Annotated in this window: 17 protein-coding genes and 1 pseudogene; 9 read left to right on the top strand and 9 right to left on the bottom strand. The window is 70.8% G+C overall.

Going from position 1 to position 19,865, the window contains the following annotated elements:
* The 3 genes and pseudogenes from CIB93_RS21360 to CIB93_RS21350 all read right to left on the bottom strand — a co-directional run.
* Positions 1-328, bottom strand: a pseudogene (locus CIB93_RS21360) (adhesin); the annotation flags it as partial.
* An 81-nt stretch (positions 329-409) separates the two neighbouring features.
* Positions 410-2,392, bottom strand: a complete 1,983-nt coding sequence (locus CIB93_RS21355) for an MFS transporter (protein ID WP_096628973.1) — start codon at positions 2,390-2,392, stop codon at positions 410-412.
* A 184-nt stretch (positions 2,393-2,576) separates the two neighbouring features.
* Complete coding sequence (locus tag CIB93_RS21350; protein WP_096628971.1) at positions 2,577-4,898, bottom strand: serine hydrolase; 2,322 nt, start codon at positions 4,896-4,898, stop codon at positions 2,577-2,579.
* 192 nt (positions 4,899-5,090) lie between these two features.
* On the opposite strand from CIB93_RS21350, the gene CIB93_RS21345 reads away from it, so the two are divergent.
* The 3 genes from CIB93_RS21345 to CIB93_RS21335 all read left to right on the top strand — a co-directional run bounded on the left by CIB93_RS21345 (position 5,091) and on the right by CIB93_RS21335 (position 7,373).
* On the top strand, positions 5,091-5,810 hold the full coding sequence (locus CIB93_RS21345; RefSeq protein ID WP_096628970.1) for a GPP34 family phosphoprotein: 720 nt from the start codon (positions 5,091-5,093) through the stop codon (positions 5,808-5,810).
* A 270-nt stretch (positions 5,811-6,080) separates the two neighbouring features.
* Positions 6,081-6,938 carry a helix-turn-helix transcriptional regulator gene (locus CIB93_RS21340; RefSeq protein WP_096628968.1) on the top strand — a complete coding sequence of 286 codons (858 nt, stop codon included), beginning with the start codon at positions 6,081-6,083 and terminating at the stop codon, positions 6,936-6,938.
* Between the two features lie 228 nt (positions 6,939-7,166).
* Positions 7,167-7,373: a DUF397 domain-containing protein gene (locus CIB93_RS21335; protein WP_096628967.1), complete on the top strand. Its 207-nt coding sequence runs from the start codon at positions 7,167-7,169 to the stop codon at positions 7,371-7,373.
* A 205-nt stretch (positions 7,374-7,578) separates the two neighbouring features.
* On the opposite strand, the gene CIB93_RS21330 is transcribed toward CIB93_RS21335, so the two are convergent.
* Positions 7,579-8,424, bottom strand: a complete 846-nt coding sequence (locus tag CIB93_RS21330) for a hypothetical protein (RefSeq protein ID WP_179500187.1) — start codon at positions 8,422-8,424, stop codon at positions 7,579-7,581.
* A gap of 82 nt (positions 8,425-8,506) precedes the next feature.
* Here CIB93_RS21330 and CIB93_RS21325 point away from each other — a divergent pair, with 82 nt between their 5' ends.
* Positions 8,507-9,289 (top strand): SDR family oxidoreductase, encoded by a 783-nt coding sequence (locus tag CIB93_RS21325; protein WP_096628965.1) that lies wholly within the window; start codon positions 8,507-8,509, stop codon positions 9,287-9,289.
* 88 nt (positions 9,290-9,377) lie between these two features.
* On the opposite strand, the gene CIB93_RS21320 is transcribed toward CIB93_RS21325, so the two are convergent.
* The 4 genes from CIB93_RS21320 to CIB93_RS21310 form a co-directional block, all read right to left on the bottom strand.
* A complete protein-coding gene (locus tag CIB93_RS21320) occupies positions 9,378-10,493 on the bottom strand; it encodes an ADP-ribosylglycohydrolase family protein (RefSeq protein WP_096628963.1) in 1,116 nt (371 codons plus the stop codon).
* Between the two features lie 209 nt (positions 10,494-10,702).
* Positions 10,703-10,930, bottom strand: coding sequence for a hypothetical protein (locus CIB93_RS37190; RefSeq protein WP_373558779.1), 228 nt, complete (start codon positions 10,928-10,930; stop codon positions 10,703-10,705).
* 37 nt (positions 10,931-10,967) lie between these two features.
* A complete protein-coding gene (locus CIB93_RS21315; protein WP_107470969.1) occupies positions 10,968-13,400 on the bottom strand; it encodes a tetratricopeptide repeat protein in 2,433 nt (810 codons plus the stop codon).
* 188 nt (positions 13,401-13,588) lie between these two features.
* The gene (locus tag CIB93_RS21310; protein ID WP_096628961.1) at positions 13,589-14,476 is read right to left on the bottom strand and encodes an NPP1 family protein; all 888 of its coding nucleotides are present in this window, start codon (positions 14,474-14,476) and stop codon (positions 13,589-13,591) included.
* 228 nt (positions 14,477-14,704) lie between these two features.
* Here CIB93_RS21310 and CIB93_RS21305 point away from each other — a divergent pair, with 228 nt between their 5' ends.
* From CIB93_RS21305 to CIB93_RS21295, 3 genes are read left to right on the top strand one after another with little or no spacing between them, the layout of a single operon-like run.
* On the top strand, positions 14,705-15,145 hold the full coding sequence (locus CIB93_RS21305; protein ID WP_096628959.1) for a hypothetical protein: 441 nt from the start codon (positions 14,705-14,707) through the stop codon (positions 15,143-15,145).
* Between the two features lie 30 nt (positions 15,146-15,175).
* The gene (locus CIB93_RS21300) at positions 15,176-17,365 is read left to right on the top strand and encodes a DUF6571 family protein (protein ID WP_096628957.1); all 2,190 of its coding nucleotides are present in this window, start codon (positions 15,176-15,178) and stop codon (positions 17,363-17,365) included.
* 5 nt (positions 17,366-17,370) lie between these two features.
* A complete protein-coding gene (locus CIB93_RS21295) occupies positions 17,371-17,904 on the top strand; it encodes a hypothetical protein (RefSeq protein ID WP_096628981.1) in 534 nt (177 codons plus the stop codon).
* A gap of 61 nt (positions 17,905-17,965) precedes the next feature.
* On the opposite strand, the gene CIB93_RS39640 is transcribed toward CIB93_RS21295, so the two are convergent.
* The gene (locus CIB93_RS39640) at positions 17,966-18,199 is read right to left on the bottom strand and encodes a hypothetical protein (RefSeq protein ID WP_373558778.1); all 234 of its coding nucleotides are present in this window, start codon (positions 18,197-18,199) and stop codon (positions 17,966-17,968) included.
* 337 nt (positions 18,200-18,536) lie between these two features.
* Between CIB93_RS39640 and CIB93_RS38030 the strand changes: the two genes are divergently transcribed.
* A complete protein-coding gene (locus CIB93_RS38030) occupies positions 18,537-19,220 on the top strand; it encodes a hypothetical protein (protein WP_179500186.1) in 684 nt (227 codons plus the stop codon).
* A gap of 78 nt (positions 19,221-19,298) precedes the next feature.
* Positions 19,299-19,814, top strand: coding sequence for a hypothetical protein (locus tag CIB93_RS21280; protein ID WP_096628955.1), 516 nt, complete (start codon positions 19,299-19,301; stop codon positions 19,812-19,814).
* The last annotated feature ends 51 nt before the right edge of the window (positions 19,815-19,865 follow it).

The raw sequence follows: 19,865 nt of genomic DNA, 5'->3' as shown, positions 1-19,865 counted from the left end.
CGCCGCCGACCCGGTCGGGCAGCGCGCCCGCCCGGCCCGCCGCGTCCGTACGGCTGTCGCTGTCGCCGCCACCGCCCCGCGCGGCCCAGGGCGCCAGCAGGGTAGCGCCGGCGACCAGCCCCCCGGCGGCCACCACGATCCCCGCCGCCAGCAGGGCCTTGCGCCGCCGGGGCAGGGTGGAGATGCGGCCGGCCAGGGTCTCCGTGGCGATCCAGGAGCCCTCCGCGGCCGCCGACCGGGGCGCTCCCACTCCGCAGTCGGGACAGACCATTCCGGGCAACGCGCCCCGCTGTCCACCGCCGCAGTACGGGCACCTTGTCGCCTTCATGGCAGGACACCTTGCCAGGCTGCCGCCCGCGGAGGGAGGGCTCTCGCACGATGCCCCCTACACACGCAGGCTGACGCTCAGTCAGCTCAGCTCTTCCGGGCAGGGTGTGCCCGGCTGGAGCTGGTACGGGGCCGCCAGCCGGTACACGCCCGGCCGCGGCGCGAGCAGTTCCGTCCACTCGTCGCCGTAGGGGCCTTCCTCGACCTTGTTCAGGCAGCCGTGGGTGTTGAGATACGTCTTCGGCGCGGTCTCGTCCGCCTGCGACCGTTCCTTCGACTCCTCGGTCTCCTGCGGGCGCTCCACACTCTTGCCGTCCTCGTCGACGAGGGCGAGCCAGCGCGTGTACGGGATACGGATCAGCACCCGGCCCGCCGACTTCACGGTGATCGTCAGCTCGCCCGCGCCCGCCCGCTCCACCGTCGCGGGCGGGTCCGCGAGCGGCACCGGGTCCAGGACCCGGAAGAGCTTCCAGTTCGCGTCGCCCCAGATCTGGCGCAGGTAGGGCTGCCCCCGCTCGATCAGCTCCGCTTCCTGAACGGCCCCCGTGCCGTCCGGCCGGTCCTTGGGCAGCACCACGTAGTGCACGGCCCACCGGTCCAGCCACTCCCGGTAGTTCACCGGGTCCAGGGTGTCGTCGTAGAAGAGCGGGTTGCGCTTCATGTCCGCCTGGCGGTTCCAGCCGCGCGCCAGGTTGACGTACGGGGCGAGCGCCGAGGCCTCGCGGTGGCTGCTCGCGGGCACGACCTCGACCCGGCCGCGCTCGGCCTTCACCTGCTGGAGCTGGTTGACCAGCGGGGCCAGTTCGCGGTTCCAGGACGCGGCGGGGGCGGTACGGACGATGTCGTCGACGCTCTTGAAACCGATCCAGAAGTTGAGCCCGGCGAACGCCAGGACCAGGGCGTACCAGCGGCGGCTGCGCGGCACCGCGTACGGCAGGGCGGCGAGCAGCGCCACCCCGGCGAACAGCATCGCCATGCGGGTGATGTTCGACCCGATCTGCGAGTCGATGAAGTACGTGAGCACCGTGCCGAGCCCGTAGACGGCGGCGGCGGTGCGGACCGTGCTCCAGTCGCGCGGTACGAGGACGAAGACGAGGACCGCGAAGAGCAACGGCAGCGAAACCGTCCCGAGCGACATCGGCTGCGTACCGGAGAACGGGAACAGCCAGGCGGACAGCCCGACCACGGCGACCGGGGCGAGCCCGATCGCGTACGCCCCCGGGCGCCGTTTGTGCAGGAACAGCGCCGCCGCCACGACCCCGAGGAACAGCCCGGCGACAGGGCTGGACGCCGTCGCGAGTCCGGCGAGCGGGGCGGCGACGGCGGCCTTGGCCCACCGCTTGTAGCGCCACCGGTACGGCCAGCAGAACACCGCCGCCACCGCGCCGACCGCGAACATCATGCCGAGTCCGAACGTCACCCGGCCCGACAGCGCGTTGCACAGGAAGGCGAAGACCCCGGCGAGCGAGCAGACCAGCGGATTGCGGACCGCCGGGACCCGGACCAGGATCAGCGCGGTCAGCGCGGAGGAGACCGTACCGACGATCATCATCGTCGTACGGACGCCGAGCAGGGACATCACGTAGGGCGAGACCACGCTGTACGAGACGGGGTGCATGCCCCCGTACCAGGCGAGGTTGTACGCGGTTCCGGGGTGCCGTCCGACGAACTCGGCCCAGGCGTCCTGCGCCGCGATGTCGCCGCCGGTGTTGGCGAAGAAGAAGAACCAGAGGAGGTGCGCGACGGCGGCCAACGCCGTCGCGACGGTGACAGGGTGCCGCAGCAGCCGCCGCACCCGGCCGGACGGCAACCGACCGGGGGTTACGGGTACGGCGGGGGCGTCGGGTTCCGCCGGGGATTCGGCAGGCCCGGCATGCCCGCCGGGTGAGGATTCCCGGGGCCCCGGGGGCTCCGGGGCACGGGGGGACGGCACGCGGACGTGCGGGGCGGCCTCGTCCCCGGCACTGGTACCGGACCCGGCACTGTCACCGACCCCGGCACCGGTGGTGCCGTATCCAGTGGTGTCGCCCGCCTCACGGCCGGGTCTCGGCTCCGCGGTGGTCACTACGGCTCTCCCCGTCTCCGCCGGCCCCGTACCTCACCAAAGACGCGTCCCGGCGTCCTTGAGTTGTCCGGGGACGCTAACACGTACCTCCGACACGTATCCCTGTCATAGGAGCGGAGGGGCGAACGCCGCCGACCGGGCGCCGCTCACCCCTCCCCACCCGGGGGTTTCCCACCCGAGGGTTTCAGCCGATCCTGGTCAGCTTGTCGCCGAAGGCCGGCTCGGGCAGGTCGCTGCGGAGCGCCACCGGCGCCGTGACCTTTCCGGTGCCCGTACCGACGGTCACCATGCCGACCTCGCTCCCGGCCTTCGCATCGTGGTCGATGCCCTTGCCGTTGCCGGTGACCTTCAGCTCGACCTTCAGCCCGGACCAGCCGACCGCCTTCAGGTTCTTGGTGGCGACCACCGGGGTCTGTCCGCCGTAGCCGTTGTCCACGTACCCGACGACGTCACCCTTCTTCACCACCGTGGCGGAGGTGGGGGCCTCCTGCGCGCTCTTGATCAGCTTCAGGCTGTTGGTCAGGGACAGCGTCAGGCTGTCGTAGAGCCGTCCCGTACCGGCCTGCTGGCCCATGACCGCTCCGTAGATCCACAGCGTCTTGCCGTCGACCACGGTGTTCGCCGACCAGAGCAGGTTGCCGCCCGCCGGGGTGGACGACCCGGTCTTGATGCCGCTCACGCCCGGCTCCAGCAGGAGCGTGTTGTTGTTGTAGATCTTGCCGTCTATGCCCTCGATCTCGACCTGCGGCATGTCCACGACCTCACGGAAGACGTCGTTGCGCATGACCGCCTGCGCCAGTTTCAGCTGGTCGCCGGCGGTGGAAACGGTGGTCTTCTCCAGTCCGCTCGGGTCGGTGTACGTCGACCCGGTCATCCCGAGCTCCTTGGCCGCGTCGTTCATCTTGTCGATGAACGCGTCCTCGGAACCGGCGTCCCAACGGGCGAGCAACCGTGCCGCGTTGTTCCCCGAGGGGATCATCAGCAGCTGGAGCAGCTGCCGCTGGGTGAGTTGCTGCCCCTTGGTCAGTGGGGCCGTCGACTCGTCGGGGCGCTTGGACTCGTCCTCCGCCTGCTGGTCGACGGTGATCGTCTCGCCCTCCTCGTCGCCCTTGAGCGGGTGCTCCTTGAGGATCACATAGGCGGTCATGACCTTCGCGACGCTGGCGATCGGGGCCGACTTCTGCGCCCCCTCGGAACCGAGCGATCCCACGCCGTCCACCATCACGGCCGACTGCCCCTGGCCCGGCCAGGACAGCTCCGTGGCGCCGCCCTCGAAGGTGTACGTCGGCTTCGCCGTCAGCTTCAGCTCGGGCTCCGGCATCGGGCGCATCACCTGCACGATCGCAAAGACGATCAGCAGGAGGAGGGCCAGCGGGGTCCAGATCTTGACCCGGCGGACCGCGTTGCGGACCGGGGTCTCCGGGGGCGGCGGGGTGTTCGTCAGCTCGGCGAGCAGGTCGAGCGGCGGCTTCGGCGGCAACGGCTGCTGCCGGGTCCGCTCGGCCGTGGCCCAGGACGGCGCGGCGGACGCGCCGGAGGTCGACGGGCCCGCCCCGGGGGCACTGGCGGACGCGCCGGAGGTCGCGGAGGCCCCGGACGTACCTGATGCCCCGGACATGGTGGACGCCTCGGACGTCCCGGTCGCCTCGGACGTCCCGGATGCCTCGGGCTCCGGCTTGCGGGGCGCGGAAGCGGAACGTACGTCGTCGGAGCGCAGCGGCACGAAGGTGCTCGTGCGCTCGGCGGCGCTCTCGGGCTTGTCGTCCGCGGGCTTGTCACCGGCAGGCTCGTCGTCTGCGGGCTTGCCGTCCGCGGGCTTGCCGTCAGCCTTGCTTTCGCTCGGCGGGAGCTTCAGCGCGGTCGTCGCCTGGTCGATGCGATCAGCCGCCTTGGCCGCCTTGAAGACGGCAGTGGGCTGATCGATTCCTCGCAGGTCGGAGCCGGTGTCGGGGGCTGCGTCACCCGTGGATTCGTCCTCAGCCTTCCGCTTCGGCGCGTCCTTGGGCTCCGCCTCGGCGGCGGGCTTGGCCTCGGGCTTCTTACCCCCCTCAGCACCCGTACCCGTACCCGCATCCGCATCCGCGTCCGCGTCCGCCGCAGGCTCGTCCTCCGCAGCGGCATCGACCCACGCGGCCACCGCGGCGCGCAGCCGCACATCCCCGGGCTCGGCCTCCGCCTCGGAACCGCTCTCAGGCTCACTCCCGGCGGCCTCCCGGCCCTCCGGGCCCTCCGGAGGCTCGGCAGCCTCCCCGGAGGCCGTGACGGCCGCCTGCGGCTCGGGCTTCGCCGCGGGCTCGCTCACGGCGGCGCCCTCAGGAAGCCGGGGGCGGAAGACCGCGGTCGCCGTATCGGACGTCACACCGGAAGCCCCACCCACGCCGGCATCCGCTTCCGCGCCCCCGTCGGCTCCGGGGTCACGGAACACGGCGAAGCGCGGGTCGCGTTCCTCCGCAGCCGTCCCCGACGACTTCTGCTGCTCCGTTTTGTCGGGGGACTCGCCCGCCACCGATGCCTCCTCATACCCTGCGGGGCCACCCCGCGCAGTCCGAACCATCTACCAGTGTCCTGTGTGAACCCCTGGCCGAGCTGCTAGACGGGAACGACATAGCTACTGGTTCCCGTACAAAGCAGTCAGGCGCTCTCGACAGATGAATGTGAGAGGGGTCACCCTGTCAGACATCCACGCGGGGAGGCATGGATGGGCAGGAGCCGCAGAACAATTCCGGAGGAGCTTCTGCTGCTCGCTCTGGACCCGACCACGGGTACCACAGCGCAGCCGCAGTCGCTCGACCTCGGCCTGGCCGGGGCACAGCTAGTGGAGCTGGCTCTGGCAGGACGGATAGCCCCTGACGGGGATCGTATCGCCGTGGTGATGCCACGGCCGACAGGAGATCCGACTCTGGACTCCGCACTGGAACTGCTGCGCCGTCGCGGCAGCCCGGTTCGGGCCGTCCACTGGATCGGCGGACCCCGGCTGGGGCTGCGCCAGATCTATCTCGCGCATCTGGAGCGGTGCGGCATGGTCCATGCCGTGGCGGGCCAGATGTGCGGCGTACTGCCGACGACTCGCTACCAGGCGACGGACACGGCAATCAGCCGGGACATCAGGGCCCGGCTGGACAGCGCGATCCGCACCGGCGTACCGCCGGACCCGCGGACCGCCGCGCTCGCCGCACTGGCCCACGCGGTCGGACTCGGCAAGCACCTGTACCCCGGGAACGAGGGGCGTTCATCGCGCTCCCGGCTCCGGGACCTGATCAGGCACGACCCGATGGGCGGACTCGTGGCGCACGCCGTGATGGACGTCCAGAACGGGGTGGCCGTCCAGCCACGCCGTACGCAGCAGTCAGCGGGTCTCCCGTTGCAGCCGCAAGCACAGGCCCGTCGCGGCAGCATGGCGCACACCGCCGCAAGCTGACCGTCCGGACCCGAGCACAGAACAGCAGTACGCGACAACAGCACACCGCCGTACCGTCGTCACAGGACCCGGTCCGGGAGCCGCACCACGCACGGGGCAGCCGGTATTCACCATCACCGGCTGCCCCGTGCGCTTGCGCGCCCTCCCGCGCGCCGGTGCGTACGCCCCCCGCAGTCCGCGTGTGGCCGTTTCCCAGCGCGGCCAGGGCAAGGGGTGGCAATCTGCTGAGCAGTAGATACGCACAGCTACATAGCCGGAGGTGCACTTTCCGTGCCGTCCAACGTCAATCCCACAGTCAGGCGACGCAGGCTGGGCCAGGAACTGCGCCGCCTGCGCGAACTCAAAGGCATGACGGCCGAGGAAGTGGCGGAACGACTGCTGGTCTCGCAGTCGAAGATCAGCCGCCTGGAGAACGGCCGCCGCTCGATCAGCCAGCGCGATGTGCGCGACCTCTGCGGGGTGTACGAGGTCGAGGACCACCGCATCGTCGACTCGCTCATGCAGATGGCCAAGGACTCGCGCCAGCAGGGCTGGTGGCACGCCTTCGGCGACATCCCGTACAGCGTCTACATCGGCCTGGAGACGGACGCGGAGTCGCTGCGGGTGTACGAGCCCCAGATGGTGCCGGGCCTGCTCCAGACCCGGGCGTACGCCGAGGCGCTGATCAGCGGCGCGCTCCCCGAGGCCCCGCCGACGGACATCGAGAAGCGGGTCAACGTACGCTCCCGGCGCCAGGACCGGGTGAACGCGCCGGAGAATCCGCTGCGGCTGTGGGCGGTGATCGACGAGTCGGCCCTGCGCCGTCGGGTCGGTGACAACCAGGTGATGATCGACCAGCTGGAGCACCTCGTCGAGCAGTCGCATCTGCCGCATGTGACCGTGCAGGTGCTGCCGTTCGACATGGGAGCTCACCCGGGGATCAACGGGCAGTACGCGATCCTGGAGTTCCCGGACGCGGCCGACTCCAGCGTGGTGTACATCGAGGGCGTCACGAGCGATCTCTACCTGGAGAAGGCGCACGACGTGCAGCGCTACAGCGTGATGTACGAACACCTGCGGGCCCAGGCTCTGAACGTGGAACAGACGCGGGAGTTCATCAGCAAGATCGCCAAGTCGTACACGAGCTGACCGATCACAAGCTGACCGTTTTCAGGGCTCGGCACCTGCCGTCGGCCCATCGAGTGAGTGGCGGCGGCACGGTACACCGCCGCCAGCTCACTACGGAAGATTCCACCGAAGAAGATCACCCGGTCGAGTGAACGGCCATCTCATGGAACAGGCTTGGCGAGTAGCGTCAATCACGCCAATCGGAATCAGGTTGGTGCGACTCACCCAACTCTCTGAACCGGAGTGAACATGGCAATTCTTCAGGGTGCTACGGACGCGTGGACGAAGTCGTCGTACTCCGGGGGCAACGGCGCGTGCGTCGAGGTCAAGTCCCCCGTCGCTCTGTCCATCGCCGTCCGCGACTCGAAGGCTCCCGAGGGGCCCTCGCTCACCTTCGTCCCCGGTGCGTGGAACGCGTTCGTGCGTGACGTCGCGGCGTACCGGGCCGACGTCTGACCCCGACCGACCAGGCACGACCGGCGGTTGACCGGTCACCACGCACCACCTGACAGGGCCCTCTCGACCGGTCGCCGTCCTGGCCGAGGGGGCTCGGCACGAGCCGAGGGGCTCGCCGCGGAGCGAGCTCCGAGCCGGCTCGGAGCCGGCTCGGACGAGGGGCCTCCCGCATCGCCCCCACCTCTCACCCCTCACCTCCCACCCCTCACCTCAGCCGGTCGACGTACCGGTCGGTCCCCGGCACGGTGGGAACGAACGGCGCGACCAGCTCCACCCGCCCCAGCCCCGTCTCCCCGACCGCCGCGTCCAGACCGGTGAAGTGCTCCTGCCAGCAGCTTCGCGGATCCTCCTGGAGGAACCACAGCAGCGTCAGCCGGGTGTCGACCCCCTCGACCTGCTTCACGTACGTCATCCGGTCGCCGGGCAGCGGGGTCGGCCGGAAGACCGTGACCATGGCCGCGGGTGAGCCCTTCAGCCGCTTCGGAAGATGGCGCGAACGCAGCCACTCCAGCAACTCCGCCCGCCGCTCCGGCCCTTCGGCGTCGACGACCTGGAGCACGAGCCCCGCGTACGGGTGATCCAGCGCGTGGAAGTCCCGGGGCCCAGCGGCACCGTCGCGGTAGACGGTGGCCTCGTGGTCCTGGAAGGCCGTGAAGACATGGGTCCGGTCCCGGTAGACCCGGCCGTCCCGGTTGAGCCGCTTGTTGATGGCGACGGTCCACTTCATGTGGTCGCCGTAGCGCCCCTCTGTCACCCAGTACGTCGACAGATAGCACCCCGTGCCGACGGGCTGGGCGACGGCCGACTTCTCCGGATAGCGCAGGTCCTGGAGGTCCCTGGTGGCCACCCAGCGGCGCCCGGCGAACATCCACGGCATCGCCGTCGCGCCCGCGTAGTAGTGGTCGTCCTCGTACCAGCGGTTGTACGCGTACTCATGGCCCGGGTGCGGTTCGACCATGGTGATCAGGGCGTGCCCTGGGCGCACCCCGTACGGCCCCACCGCGGCCAGCTCGGCATACCTCTCGCTGCGTGTCGCGTCGTCGCCCACCATGTCTCCCTTCCCCTTCCGCCAGATCCCGCGTCCCCCTACTCTGACGGTTCGTCAGATGGACTGCCAGGGCCGGGAGGCGCCGATGTTGCTCACGGGGAAGACGGTCATCGTCTCGGGTGTCGGGCCGGGGCTCGGGCACCGGGTCGCGGAGACCGTCGTACGGGACGGAGGGCGCGCGGTGCTCGGGGCGCGCACGGCGGCGAACCTGGCGAAGAGCGCGGCGGAGATCGACCCCGGGGGCCTGCACACCGCCCACCTCCCCACCGACATCACGGACGAGGCTCAGTGCGAGGCGCTGGCGGCGCTGGCGGTCGAGCGGTTCGGCGGGATCGACGCGGTGGTGCATGTCGCCGCCTGGGACAGCTGCTTCGGGGGACTCCAGGACGCGGACTTCGCCACCTGGCAGTCGGTCATCGACGTGAACCTGCTCGGTACGCTGCGGATGACCCGGGCCTGTCTGCCCGCCCTCAAGGAGCGGGGCGGCTCGGTGGTGGTGATCGGTACGCAGTCCGCGGTGGCCGCCCCCTCCCAGGTGCGGCAGGCGGCGTACGCCGCGTCCAAGGGGGCGCTCACCTCGGCGATGTACTCCCTGGCACGGGAGCTGGGCCCGGACCGCATCCGGGTCAACACGGTGCTGCCGGGCTGGATGTGGGGGCCGCCGGTGCAGGCGTACGTCCGGTTCACGGCGCACACCGAGGGCGTGCCGGAGGCGGAGGTGCGGGCCCGGCTCACCGAGCGGATGGCGCTGCCGGAGCTGGCCACGGACGGGGATGTGGCGGAGGCCGTCGCCTTCCTGGCCTCCGACCGGGCACGGGCGATCACGGGCCAGTCGCTGCTGGTCAACGCGGGCGAACTGATGCGATGACGTTCTGAGTCCGGCTCCTGGGCACCGCTGCCCGCGCGGGTAGCGGGCTCCTGGACTGGATGCCTCGGATCAAGCCGTCGAGGCACCGCTACCCGCGCGGGTAGCGGGCCAGCCAGCCCGGGGCGGCGGCGGACGGGCCGTGCAGGGCCGGCCCCTGGGTCATCTCCATCGCGAAGTCGTCGGCCAGTTCGAGGACGGTGGAGCGCCCCTCCAGCTCCACGAGCCAGGCCGGCGGCAGTGCGGTCTCCCCGTGCAGCGCGCCGAGCAGCGCCCCGCAGGCGGAGGCGGTGGCGCGGGAGGGGCCGCTGTGGTTCACGGCGAGCCGCAGCCCGTGCCGGATGTCCTCGCTGACCAGCGCGCAGTACACGGCGACGGCGAGGACCTCCTCGGCGGCGTCGCTCGCGCCCAGCGCCTCGATCAGGGCCGGGCCCGGAATGCCCTGCCGCACCGAGCCGAGGGCCTTCTGCAACGCCTCGGCGACCGGTTCGTGTCCGGGGCGTTCGACGAGCAGGGCCAGGGCGTTCTGCACGGAACCGTCCAGGGTCTCCCCGCGGGCCAGCCCGTGCACGAGTACGGCGAAGGCTCCGGCGGCCAGTTGGGCTGCGGGGTGGCCGTGGGACTGGGCGGCGCACTCGACGGCCAGCTGGAGCACGAGGCCCGGCTCCCAGCCCACGAGCAGCCCGAAAGGTGCGGACCGGGTGAGCGCGCCCGCGTCCCGGGCGGTGGGGTTCTTGGGCTGGTCCAGAGTCCCCATCACGGTGTCGCCGAAGCCGGTCAGGGCTTCCCGGGCGGGGCCGCGGCGGGCGTAGAGCCACTCCTCGGCGGCCAGCCAGCCGTTGTCCTCGCGGCGCTCGTCGGGCCCCCAGTCGTGCTGGGTGGCGGCCCAGCGCAGGTGGGCCCGGTGCACATCGGTGGGCGGGTGCCAGGCACCGGTGTCGCGGCGGACCTGGGCGCGGATCAGACCGTCGACGGTGAACAGGGTGAGCTGGGTGAGCGCGGTGACGGCCCCGCGTCTGCCGTGCGCGACGACGTAGTCGGTGACCCCCTCGACCCCGTGGGCCGCCCGGATCTCCTCCAGCCCGAGCCCGCTGACCCCGGCCCCGAGCGCGTCCCCGACGGCCCCGCCGAGCAGGGCCCCGCGGACCCGGCTGCGGAAGTCCTGCTGCTCGGCCCGGCCCCAGACAGCCGTGGTCCCTGTGCTCACCCCGCCCCCTCCCGACGCCGCGTGTCCCCGGACACCGCGTACAAGCCTGCACGGGCCCCTGCGGGCGACCGCGCAAGCACTGTAATCGAACGGGAACGGGCGGCAGAGGGGGCGGCCGGAGTACGTACGGGTATGTCGACGCACGTCCCGCAGGTCGCTTTTGGCCGGTGTCCCGCAGGTCGTCTTCTGCCCGTGGGGACGGTGGCCGATCAAAGATCGTCGGGCACGATCCGCAAGTGCGTGTACCGGCCCGCGAGCGGCCGCAGGGCCCGGAAGTCCCGGATGTCCCGGGTCAGCACGGCGTCCGTGTCGTATTCGGCCGCCGGCGCGACATCGACCGCGTCCACCAGATCGAGGTTCGGCGTCGCGTACCGGGCCCGCACGGCGAGTGCGGCGTCCAGGAGTTCCGCGGTCGGAGGCGCGAGGACGAGCCGCATCTCCCTGGCCCGCTCCGTGATCGAGCGAAGAACGTGATCAGCCGCCCGGCGGCCTGCCCGGACCGTCGCGACGTGATGGATCTCGGTGAGCGTCAGAGGGCTCGCGACCCAGCCGTTCCCGCTGCACCCGCGCCCACGCGTAGTCCGGGTCCAGCTCCAGCGCCCGGTCCAGGTCCGCCAGCGCCTCCGGGACCCGCCCCAGGGCCTCCAGCGCCAGGGCCCTGCTGCCGTGCGCCCAGGCGTACTCCGGGTCCAGGGCCAGCGCCCGCCCGTAGCAGCCGACGGCCTCCTCGTACCGTCCCGTCGCCCGGTACACCTCGCCCCGCTCCCCCTCGGTCCCGGCGAGGCCGGGGGTCAGCTCCTCGGTCCGGTCCAGGTCGGCGAGGGCGCCCACCGGGTCGCCCAGCGCGGCACGGACCCGGGCCCGCCGCGCCAGCGCCCACGCGTACTCCGGCCACAGGGCGATCGCCCGGTCGAAGTCGCCCAGCGCCTCCTCGTGGCGGCCGAGGCGGTGGCGGACCAGGCCCCGGCTGCCGAGCGGCAGGGCGTCCGACGGGTCCAGGGCATGAGCCCGGTCCAGGACGGTCAGGGCCTCCTCCAGGCGCCCCATCCGCCGGTACGTCTCACCCCGCTCGCGCACCGCCCAGGCCCAGGCGGGCGCGATCTCCTCGGCCCGGTCCAGGTCGGCGAGCGCGTCCTCGTAGCGGCCGAGCGCCCGCAGCACCACCGCCCGCCCCTGGTAAGCCCGTTCGCAACGCGGGTCCACCGCGACGGCCCGCCCGTGGTCGGACAGGGCGGCGGCGGGCTCCCCGGCCCGGAGGCGGTCCCAGGCCCGCGCCACGAGGGCGGCGGCCCGGTCCTTGTCGGTCAGCTCGGCGCGGGTGAGGAGGAGGCCGAGGGCGGCGGTGGGGCGGGGCCCGTGGTCGGTGACGGCGGCGAGCAGGTCGCGCCCCCAGTCCCGCAGGAGGGCGCTGTCGGCGTCCTCGCCCGCGTCCACGAGGGTCCTGGCCCAGTGGCGGGCGGCCGAGGGCTGCTGGGCACAGACCGCGATCCCGGCGCGCCAGGCCTCGGGCAGGGCGGTGCGTGGACGGGCGCACAGCCGGTGGTACAGCGCCTCCAGGGCTGCCCGGCGCCACGGCTCCTCGGCCCAGAGCCGTTCCGGGTCGGCCCCCTCGGCGGCGGCGTCCCGGCGGGCGGCGAAGGCGTCGGCCAGCCGGTCGTGCGTCTCCTTCCACCGCCGCGGGGAGCCGGTACGCCGGAGCCGCAGCATCGGGGCCCGTACGACCCCGTGGTAGCGGGAGCGGCCCGAGTGCGGGGCGACGACGAACGGCAGCTCGTGCAGCCAGTCGTAGAGCCCGGGCGGGGAGTCCGGGGCGGCGACGGCCACCAGGTCCTCGTCGAACCGCCGGGGCAGGGCGCACGCGAGAGCGGCCGCCCGGCGGACCGGGTCGCTCTCGCCCGCCAGGAAGCGTTCGACGGCGGTGGCGTTCGCCTCGCCCGCCGCGCCGGGGTTCGCGGCGAGCGTCGACACCAGGACCGGCAGCCCTCCGGAGAGCCGCAGCACCTCCCGTACGACGGGCTCCTCCACCACCCCGCGTCCGGTGAGGAGTCGGCGTGACTCCGCCTCCGTGAAGGGCCCGAGCGGCACGTCGGCGACCAGGCGGGCCCGGTCGCCCCAGCGCACGGGGTCCAGGCGGCGCTGTCCGGCCAGGGTCAGCACGAGGTTCGCGGGCAGCTCCCCGTACCGCCCCGCCGTCAGCAGGTCCGCCAGCCACCGGTCCAGCAGGGGCGCGGTGCGCTCGTAGGTGTCCAGGAACAGGGCGATCCACGGCACGGTGTCCGCGACCCGGTCCAGCTCGGCGACGAACACCGGGGTGAGGACCCGTACCGGTTCCGCCAGCAGCCGCGCCTCCTCCTGCTGCCGGGCCCGCCCCCCGAAAACCGCCCGCAGCCCGCCCGCGCCCCGGGCCACGACCGCCGGATCGATGCCCCCGGCGAGCGCGCCCACCACGGGGATCGCCCCGGCCGCGATCAGCCCCGCCTGCGCGGCGGCCAGCGCCCCGGGCGAGGGGTCGCCCCCGTCCGCGGCCAGTCGGCTCGCCGCGTCGTGGAGCGTGCGCCGGTACCTGGCGAGCAGCCGGTCGAGCGCCTTGAGCGGGTGCCCCTGCTCGGCGAACTGCGCGGCGACGGCGGCCAGTACCTCCGGCACGGAGTCGGCCCCCTCGTCCACGGACGCGACCAACGCCCCGAACTCCCCCGCCAACCGCCGCCATTCCCGCACCAGCGAGGTCTTGCCGACCCCCGCATTGCCCCGCACATGAAAGACGAACCGGTGCCGGGGGTCCTCCGGCGGTATCGCGAAGTTCCCCCGATACAGGTTGAGTTCGGCCTCCCGGCCGACGAACGCGGCACGGCGCTGTTCCTCGATGATCTGCTGGAGGGACGGACGACGGGGCGTGGTCGCGGGCATGCCCCCAGTCTGTCAGCGCCCCTCACCCTCCGGCAGTCGCCCTCCCCTGCCGCGGGAGCCCCGTCGCCTGCCCCCGCCCCCGTACGCCGCAGGGCCCGCGCGTCCGTCCTCACCGGGCGGGGGCGCGGGCCCCCGCGTCACCACTCGCCGAGGGCGGCCTCGCACGTCGCCGTCGGCGCCACCACCTGTCAGGCCCAGGGGTCGAAGGGGATTCCGGCGGGCCGGGAGTTGTTGAGGAGGTTGCGGAAGCGGTCGTCCTTGTCGGTGACCTTGATGGTCGCGGCACCGAAGTCGGCGTTCATGAGCCTTTCGCGCAACTCCGTGCTGGGGAAGCCGTTCCAGTCGACGACCGGGGGATAGCGCCAGTTGCCGTAGTGGTTCTCCGGCGGCTCGTCGTTGCCGTTGGCGAGGCGGAAGAAGTGCGTGCTCCAACCGTCCTTGTGGTAGACGACCTTGGGGTGCGAGCCGTCGAAACGCACCTGCGAGCGCGGGTAGGTCTTGACGGTGCTGTGCTGCGTCGTCGAGACGTAATCCACTTGGTTGGAGCCCTGGTTGACCCAGGAGATCACATGCTCGAAGTCGTGCCGGTGCCCGCCGAGCCCGCTGCCGTGGACGGCCTGGTCCTTCTCGAAGTAGCTCGCGTAGACGATGGCGCACCAGCCGTTGTTGCACTTCGAGCGGGCGTACGTCTGAGAGTTGTCCAGGTCCCACTGGTCCCGGCAGCTGCCGTTGACCGCGCCGGTCGTCTTCAGCCCCGTCGCGAGGGTGCCATCGGGACCGATGGCGGGCGTGGCGTAGCAGCCGTCCCCGTCGTAGTCGAAGGCGGGCGAGAAGGACTGCTCGTAACCCCCGGCGTTCTGGGGGAGGTTCTGCGGCGGGCCGGCGTGGGCGGCGGAGGCGGTGCCCAGCACGAGGAGGCCTGCGGCGGCGAGGACGGCGGCGGTGCGGGCAGTGCCGGCAAGAGCCGTGCCGACGCGGGCGGCGAACCCGTTGCGGATGGGAAGTGGAACGCTCGCACCGGCGGGTGCGGCACTGCGGTTCATGGGTGGCTTCGGCGGTATCGATGGAGTTCGCATGTCTTCTGTCTCCTGACTCATCCGGCCCACTCAGCACGTGGCGACGGGGGCGACCCCCGCAAGAGTTGCCCGGGTCATGACAGAGAGAAACGGAAAACCGCCTCCTACCTGCCCGTCGGCACCCGGCCGCCGCCCTCCCGGCAAACGATCAAGAAGCGAAGATAACGTGAGGGAACAGGCGGCCCCATCGCGGAAGAAGAGATCGACGTACGGCGTCACGGAGGACCTATGGCTTGGGACGAGTGGGAGCAGGCGAAGGCGAGGGCGCAGCAGGACGCGGCCATGCGGTTGAACGAGGTCGCCCCCGCACGCGGTGGCGGCGACGGAGACCTGGTTGTCCACGACAACGTCCTCGGCGCGCTGGGGAACGCGGCCTACGACCTGCGGCAGCACTTCTCCTCCGCGTCCGACCACGCGCGGCAGAACACCTTCGACGCGTCCATCCAGCTGTTCAACGACGGGTTCGACATGGGTTCCGCCCTCACCGAACTCCATGACGCCTGGAACACGAAGGCGGGAACGCTCAAGGAGGCGTGCGCGCACATCTCCAACCATCTCGACTACACCCGCGCCGAGCACGCGAAGGACGCGGTCAAGATCGCGACGGACCTGCACACGATCGGCGGGGACGAGCTGTCCGTGTCGCGCATCAACGACTACTACAAGTAATCGGCACGTCGGGCAACGGGGGCACACATCATGGTCACCTTCCAAGAGCTCAACGACCTGCGGCTGGGAAAGCTCCAGGCGGCGGTCGCGGACTGGCAGGCGATGGTCGACAAGCTGGTCAAGGTCGCCGACGGCGGCAATGGCGAGGTCAGCGCGGCGGACCTGGGCAGCAAGGCCAAGGCGGCCGACTGGAAGGGGCAGAACGCGACCGTGACCAAGGACTTCGTCACGGTCACAGCGCGGGAGTTCGATGACGTCGTCACCGTCGCTCGGAGCGTGCACACGATCCTGAGCGGCGCGTACAGCAAACTGACGAAGCACAAGAGCGACTTGGCCGACGCGGTGGGCCGCGCGGCCAAGAAGAACATCTACGTGAACGACAAGGGCATGGTCATCGGCGCCGTCCCCTCACCGCAGGCGGCCGGTAACGCGAAGATCGAACCGCCGACCCAGGCGGAGATCGACGCGGTGGCCAAGGAGATCAGCACCATCCTGACCGCGGCCGGCGAGACCGACAGCACGGCCGCCACGGCGCTGCGTTTCCACGCGAAGGACAAGCACGGGTTCGAGTCGAACGGGTTCAACAGCTTCGACTCGGCGCAGAAGAGCATCCAGGACTCCGACGAACTCATCGCCCTGGGTAAGAAGGATCCCAGCCAGATCACCAACGAGCAGCTGGCCCGCTTCAACGCCCTGATGAAAGCCCACCCCAACGACCCCGTCTTCGCCGAGCGCGTGGCCCTCGGCCTCGGCCCGGAGAGGACACTGGAGTTCTTCGCCGGAGCGGTGGACCTGGGCAGCTGGGAAAACCGGGACGGCGGCGGCACGGGCACGCAGGACGCGCGCGAGGAGCGCATGCGGCTGCTCGGCACGCTGGAGAAGCAGCTGGGTACCACGCTGGCCACCGCCTCCCACTCCAACAGCGAGGGCATGGAGTCCTGGAAGGACCGGGTGGTCGCGCTCGGCGGAGAGAACGTCGGCAGCGGCCAGGGCGGAAGCCAGACCCGCGTCCACGGCTTCCAGGCCATGAGCAACCTCATGCGCCACGGGAAGTACGAGGGCGAGTTCCTCAACGACTACGGCAACGCGCTCGTCAAGTACGAGAAGGAGAACACCGGGGACGTCAAGGACCCGGGCCCCGGCGGCAAGCGCCGGGAGGACGCGCTGCCCTGGGACAAGCTTCCGTCGTACGCGAAGATCGACCAGCTCCACTACGGGGAGAACAACGACGCGGGTACGGACCCGATGACCGGGTTCATGAAGGCGCTGGCCCACAACCCCGACGCGGCTAGGGACTTCTTCAGCTCGACCGACCCCGAGGACAACGCCCAGTACGTCCTCAAGGACCGCGAGCCCTTCAACGACGTGGTGCCGGACTCCATGGGGTATGGGGAGTCGGCAAGCGACTACAAGGGCCCGAAGGCAATCTACGAAGCGACCGGTGACGCCCTCGTCGCGGCGGCGACCGGAGTCGACCCGGACGACCGCTCCGCTCGGCCGGTCGAGCACACCGGAGAGCACCGGCAGGTGCTCGACAGCTCCCTGAAGTACCTCGCGGAGCGGGGTGACGACTTCCCCTCCGAGCTGCGGGACGACATGGCGATCGTTCTGACGAACCACGGCGACACTGTTCACCACTCCGCCAGTGCGCTGGCTGACGACCCCGAGGACCCGAAGCTGCTGGACCGGGACCAGCTGCTGGAGGTCTCCAAGCAGATCTCCCGCGACCAGAACGCCTACGGCATGCTCAACGAGGGCTTGAACCGGGAGATCGTCAGGGACATCCACGAGGACAACCCGAAGGATCCCAAAGAGACCCTGCAGCGGGCAGGCGCCACCGTTGGGTTCCTGGAACAGGCCCGCTACCAGGCTCTGGTGACCGACAAGGACGATCCCTCGTGGGACGCCAAGTGGATATACCACGGGTTCGGCAGCATCGCGAACTTCGTTCCGGGAGTGGGCGACATCGCTCAGCGCGGTATCGACGCGGCCGCCTACCAGTGGCAGACGCAGGAGCAGGAGCGGATCGACGCCCTCCAGGTCCAGGACAACCGAGAGGTCTTCAAGGGGAGGGAGCAGCAGTTGCAGGCGCTGGCCGACGAGTGGGGAAAAGCAAACCCTGGCCATTCCAACTCCCGTTACACCATAACCAGAGAGATCGGCAGCGCTGCATACGACGGCAACGACCGCGCCGGCGGGCTGGCGGGCGAAGGGGGATGAAGTCGATGAGAAGGATCGTCTCGCGACCGGCGTGCCACGCCGCACTGCTCACCGCGCTACTCGTCGGGGCCGTGGGCTGCGGCGAACCTGACGCGTTCAAGGTGTCCGAAGCCTGCGGCACGAAGGTCGACCCCGACCTGATCGGCCAACTGCTCCCCAGCGGCAAAGAGCTGAAGACCAAGGACACCTTCTCCGAACCCAAGCAACCCCGTTGCGAGTTCGAGATCGACGGGCAGGAAGTGGTGGGCCTGCGAGGTGACGTCGTCGAGCCGTTCATCAAGCCGTTGGAAGTCAACGAACGGACCATGCGACGTTTGGGGAACCCGAAACCCGCCGACGTCGGCGACGGTGCCACCATCGCGGACCACGCGGCGATGGCGGTCCAGGCGTGTACGTACAAGGGAGAGAAGAGTCAGTACGTGCTGGTCATCGACGGCGTGGAGAACCCGAAGGACACTGCGGAACGCCGTCGCATCCTGGAAGAGTTCCTGCGCTCCCAACTGCCCGTCGCCATGCAGGCAGAAGGCTGCCGCCCGTAACGGCCCCGGGGGCCCTGGGAGGAGGGGGCACACCCCCGCGATACAGCGCGGGCGCGGCGGATCACTCCTGCGGGGCGGCGGTTTCCGGTCTGCGAGCCAGGAAGCCGGCGACCGGCCGCTTCGCGCCTTCCTCGGGTGGTTGCAGCGTCCGCCCCGTAACCACGAACCCCGCTCCCTCCAGCAGTTCCGCGACCCGGTCCGCGGGCATCCGGTAGCTGTCGAAGGAGGCGGGAGGGCCGCCGTAGCCGTGCGTGAGACGGTGGTGCCCCTCGTCGTCGACCCGGGTGACCAGCAACAGGTGCCCGCCCGAGGCCCGCCGACCGTACGAGCTCGGCGAACGCGCCCAGCACGGCGCGCGACAGCGGGTCCAGCTCGGCGGGATCCTTGACGGAGCGGGCGTAGTCGGCGGCGACGGCATCGTACGACTGCCGGATTCTGTCCAGGTACGGGGGCGTGGGTTCCATCACGCCCCAACGTTATGCCGAGCAATGCCGCACCGACCGCGGGCGAGCGCGGTCATCGGTGTGGCTGAATCGCGTGAGCCGCATCCGACAGGTTCACATGGCAAGCAGGTTGCTACCGTGCAGGGTAAAGGGGCTCGTGGTCGACCGCTTACGGGGACGGTTCAGTTCATGGCATGGGACGAGTGGGAGAAGCTCAAGAACGAAGCGGCGCAGCGAGTCTCGGCCCCCACGCAGCTCAACGGGGCGCCGCCCGGCGGAGGTGGCACAGCGGCCGACGGTGACCTGGTCGTCCACGACGACCAGCTGGGCAAAATGGGCAACACCGCATACGAATTGCGTCAGAAGTTCGGCGTCGACAGCGACCACGCCCGCCCCAGCACGTTCACCGCGTCGATCGAGGCGCTGCTGGCCGCAGGCACCGGCCTGAACCCCGACGTACCCGCCGTGGTCACCGGTTACGACCACACGCCCGAGCAGCGCGAAGTCCTGGACAAGTCCCTGGACCTGCTGGCCGACAAGAAGAACGACTTCCCGCCCGAACTCCGGGACGACATGGCCGCCCTACTCGCCAACTACGGCGACAATGTGCACCAGTCGGCCAGCTCGCTGGATTCGGGAAGGAGCCCGCTCGATTACAAGGACCTCCTTGAGGTGTCCAAGCAGGTGTCCAGGGACCAGGACGCCTACGGCATGCTCATGGAAGGGGTGAATCAGGCGATCATCGCCGATATGCATGCTCCGCATGAGGGAGACCCGAAGCGAGAACTTCCAGAGTCGGCAGGCTTACCTCGCCGCCCTCGGCGAGGAGTGGAGCCGCATCAATCCGGACCACGAGCTGTCGGCCAAGGGTGACGAGTACTTGCGCCAGATGGACATCTCTCTCGCTGCCCTCAACGGAAACAAGAGCGCGAACGGCACGGTGGGATCGTCATGACCGGGAGGCTGCGTACCACAACCGCTCACTTCTCCCTCGCTGCCCTTCTCCTGGCAGGCATCGCGGCGTGCGGCGGTCCGCAGGAGTACACCGTCCCGGCCAAGGCCTGTGGCCGGGACATGGAAAGGGACCGGCTCGCGGAGCTCTTGCCCAGCGGCGACGAGCTGCGGGACAAGCCGTCGGCGTCGGACGAACCGTTCTCGTGCGAGATCTACGTCGACGACGACATGGAGGTCGTCTTCACCGAGCGTTCCGGTCAACGGAAGTTCGATGTGCTGGAGTACGCGAAGAACGGGAAGCTCGGGAGTTTTGATCAGCTCAGGGCCTCGGACGCCAGCGACAATGCCGTGGTGTCCCGGACCCGGTCCGTGGTGATGGCTCCTTGCCCGAAGTCCGGAAAGAACTACGTCCTCGACCTCGATCTCCCGAATACCGAGAACGACCACAGCGACGACCTCGAACGGTTCGTCAGGTCATACCTGCCGACCGGTCTCGCCGCCATGGGCTGCTGAACGGATACGGGTGAGCGGATACGGGTGAGCGGATACGGGGCCGGGAACAAC

It is taken from the genome of Streptomyces sp. WZ.A104 (genome assembly GCF_002382885.1).
GTDB lineage: Bacteria > Actinomycetota > Actinomycetes > Streptomycetales > Streptomycetaceae > Streptomyces.
The sequence above is the reverse complement of the archived record's forward strand: the minus strand, read 5'-3'. Positions and strand labels throughout refer to the sequence as shown.

Excerpts from the sequence above, each read along its gene's own strand:
- CIB93_RS21300 (WP_096628957.1), top strand. The coding sequence starts at position 15,176 with ATGGTCACCTTCCAAGAGCTCAACGACCTGCGGCTGGGAAAGCTCCAG.
- CIB93_RS21280 (WP_096628955.1), top strand. The coding sequence starts at position 19,299 with ATGACCGGGAGGCTGCGTACCACAACCGCTCACTTCTCCCTCGCTGCC.
- CIB93_RS37190 (WP_373558779.1), bottom strand. The coding sequence starts at position 10,930 with ATGCGGCTCGTCCTCGCGCCTCCGACCGCGGAACTCCTGGACGCCGCA.
- CIB93_RS21345 (WP_096628970.1), top strand. The coding sequence starts at position 5,091 with ATGGGCAGGAGCCGCAGAACAATTCCGGAGGAGCTTCTGCTGCTCGCT.
- CIB93_RS21330 (WP_179500187.1), bottom strand. The coding sequence starts at position 8,424 with ATGGTGGGCGACGACGCGACACGCAGCGAGAGGTATGCCGAGCTGGCC.
- CIB93_RS21335 (WP_096628967.1), top strand. The coding sequence starts at position 7,167 with ATGGCAATTCTTCAGGGTGCTACGGACGCGTGGACGAAGTCGTCGTAC.
- CIB93_RS21325 (WP_096628965.1), top strand. The coding sequence starts at position 8,507 with ATGTTGCTCACGGGGAAGACGGTCATCGTCTCGGGTGTCGGGCCGGGG.
- CIB93_RS21315 (WP_107470969.1), bottom strand. The coding sequence starts at position 13,400 with ATGCCCGCGACCACGCCCCGTCGTCCGTCCCTCCAGCAGATCATCGAG.
- CIB93_RS21310 (WP_096628961.1), bottom strand. The coding sequence starts at position 14,476 with ATGCGAACTCCATCGATACCGCCGAAGCCACCCATGAACCGCAGTGCC.
- CIB93_RS21305 (WP_096628959.1), top strand. The coding sequence starts at position 14,705 with ATGGCTTGGGACGAGTGGGAGCAGGCGAAGGCGAGGGCGCAGCAGGAC.
- CIB93_RS38030 (WP_179500186.1), top strand. The coding sequence starts at position 18,537 with ATGGCATGGGACGAGTGGGAGAAGCTCAAGAACGAAGCGGCGCAGCGA.
- CIB93_RS21295 (WP_096628981.1), top strand. The coding sequence starts at position 17,371 with ATGAGAAGGATCGTCTCGCGACCGGCGTGCCACGCCGCACTGCTCACC.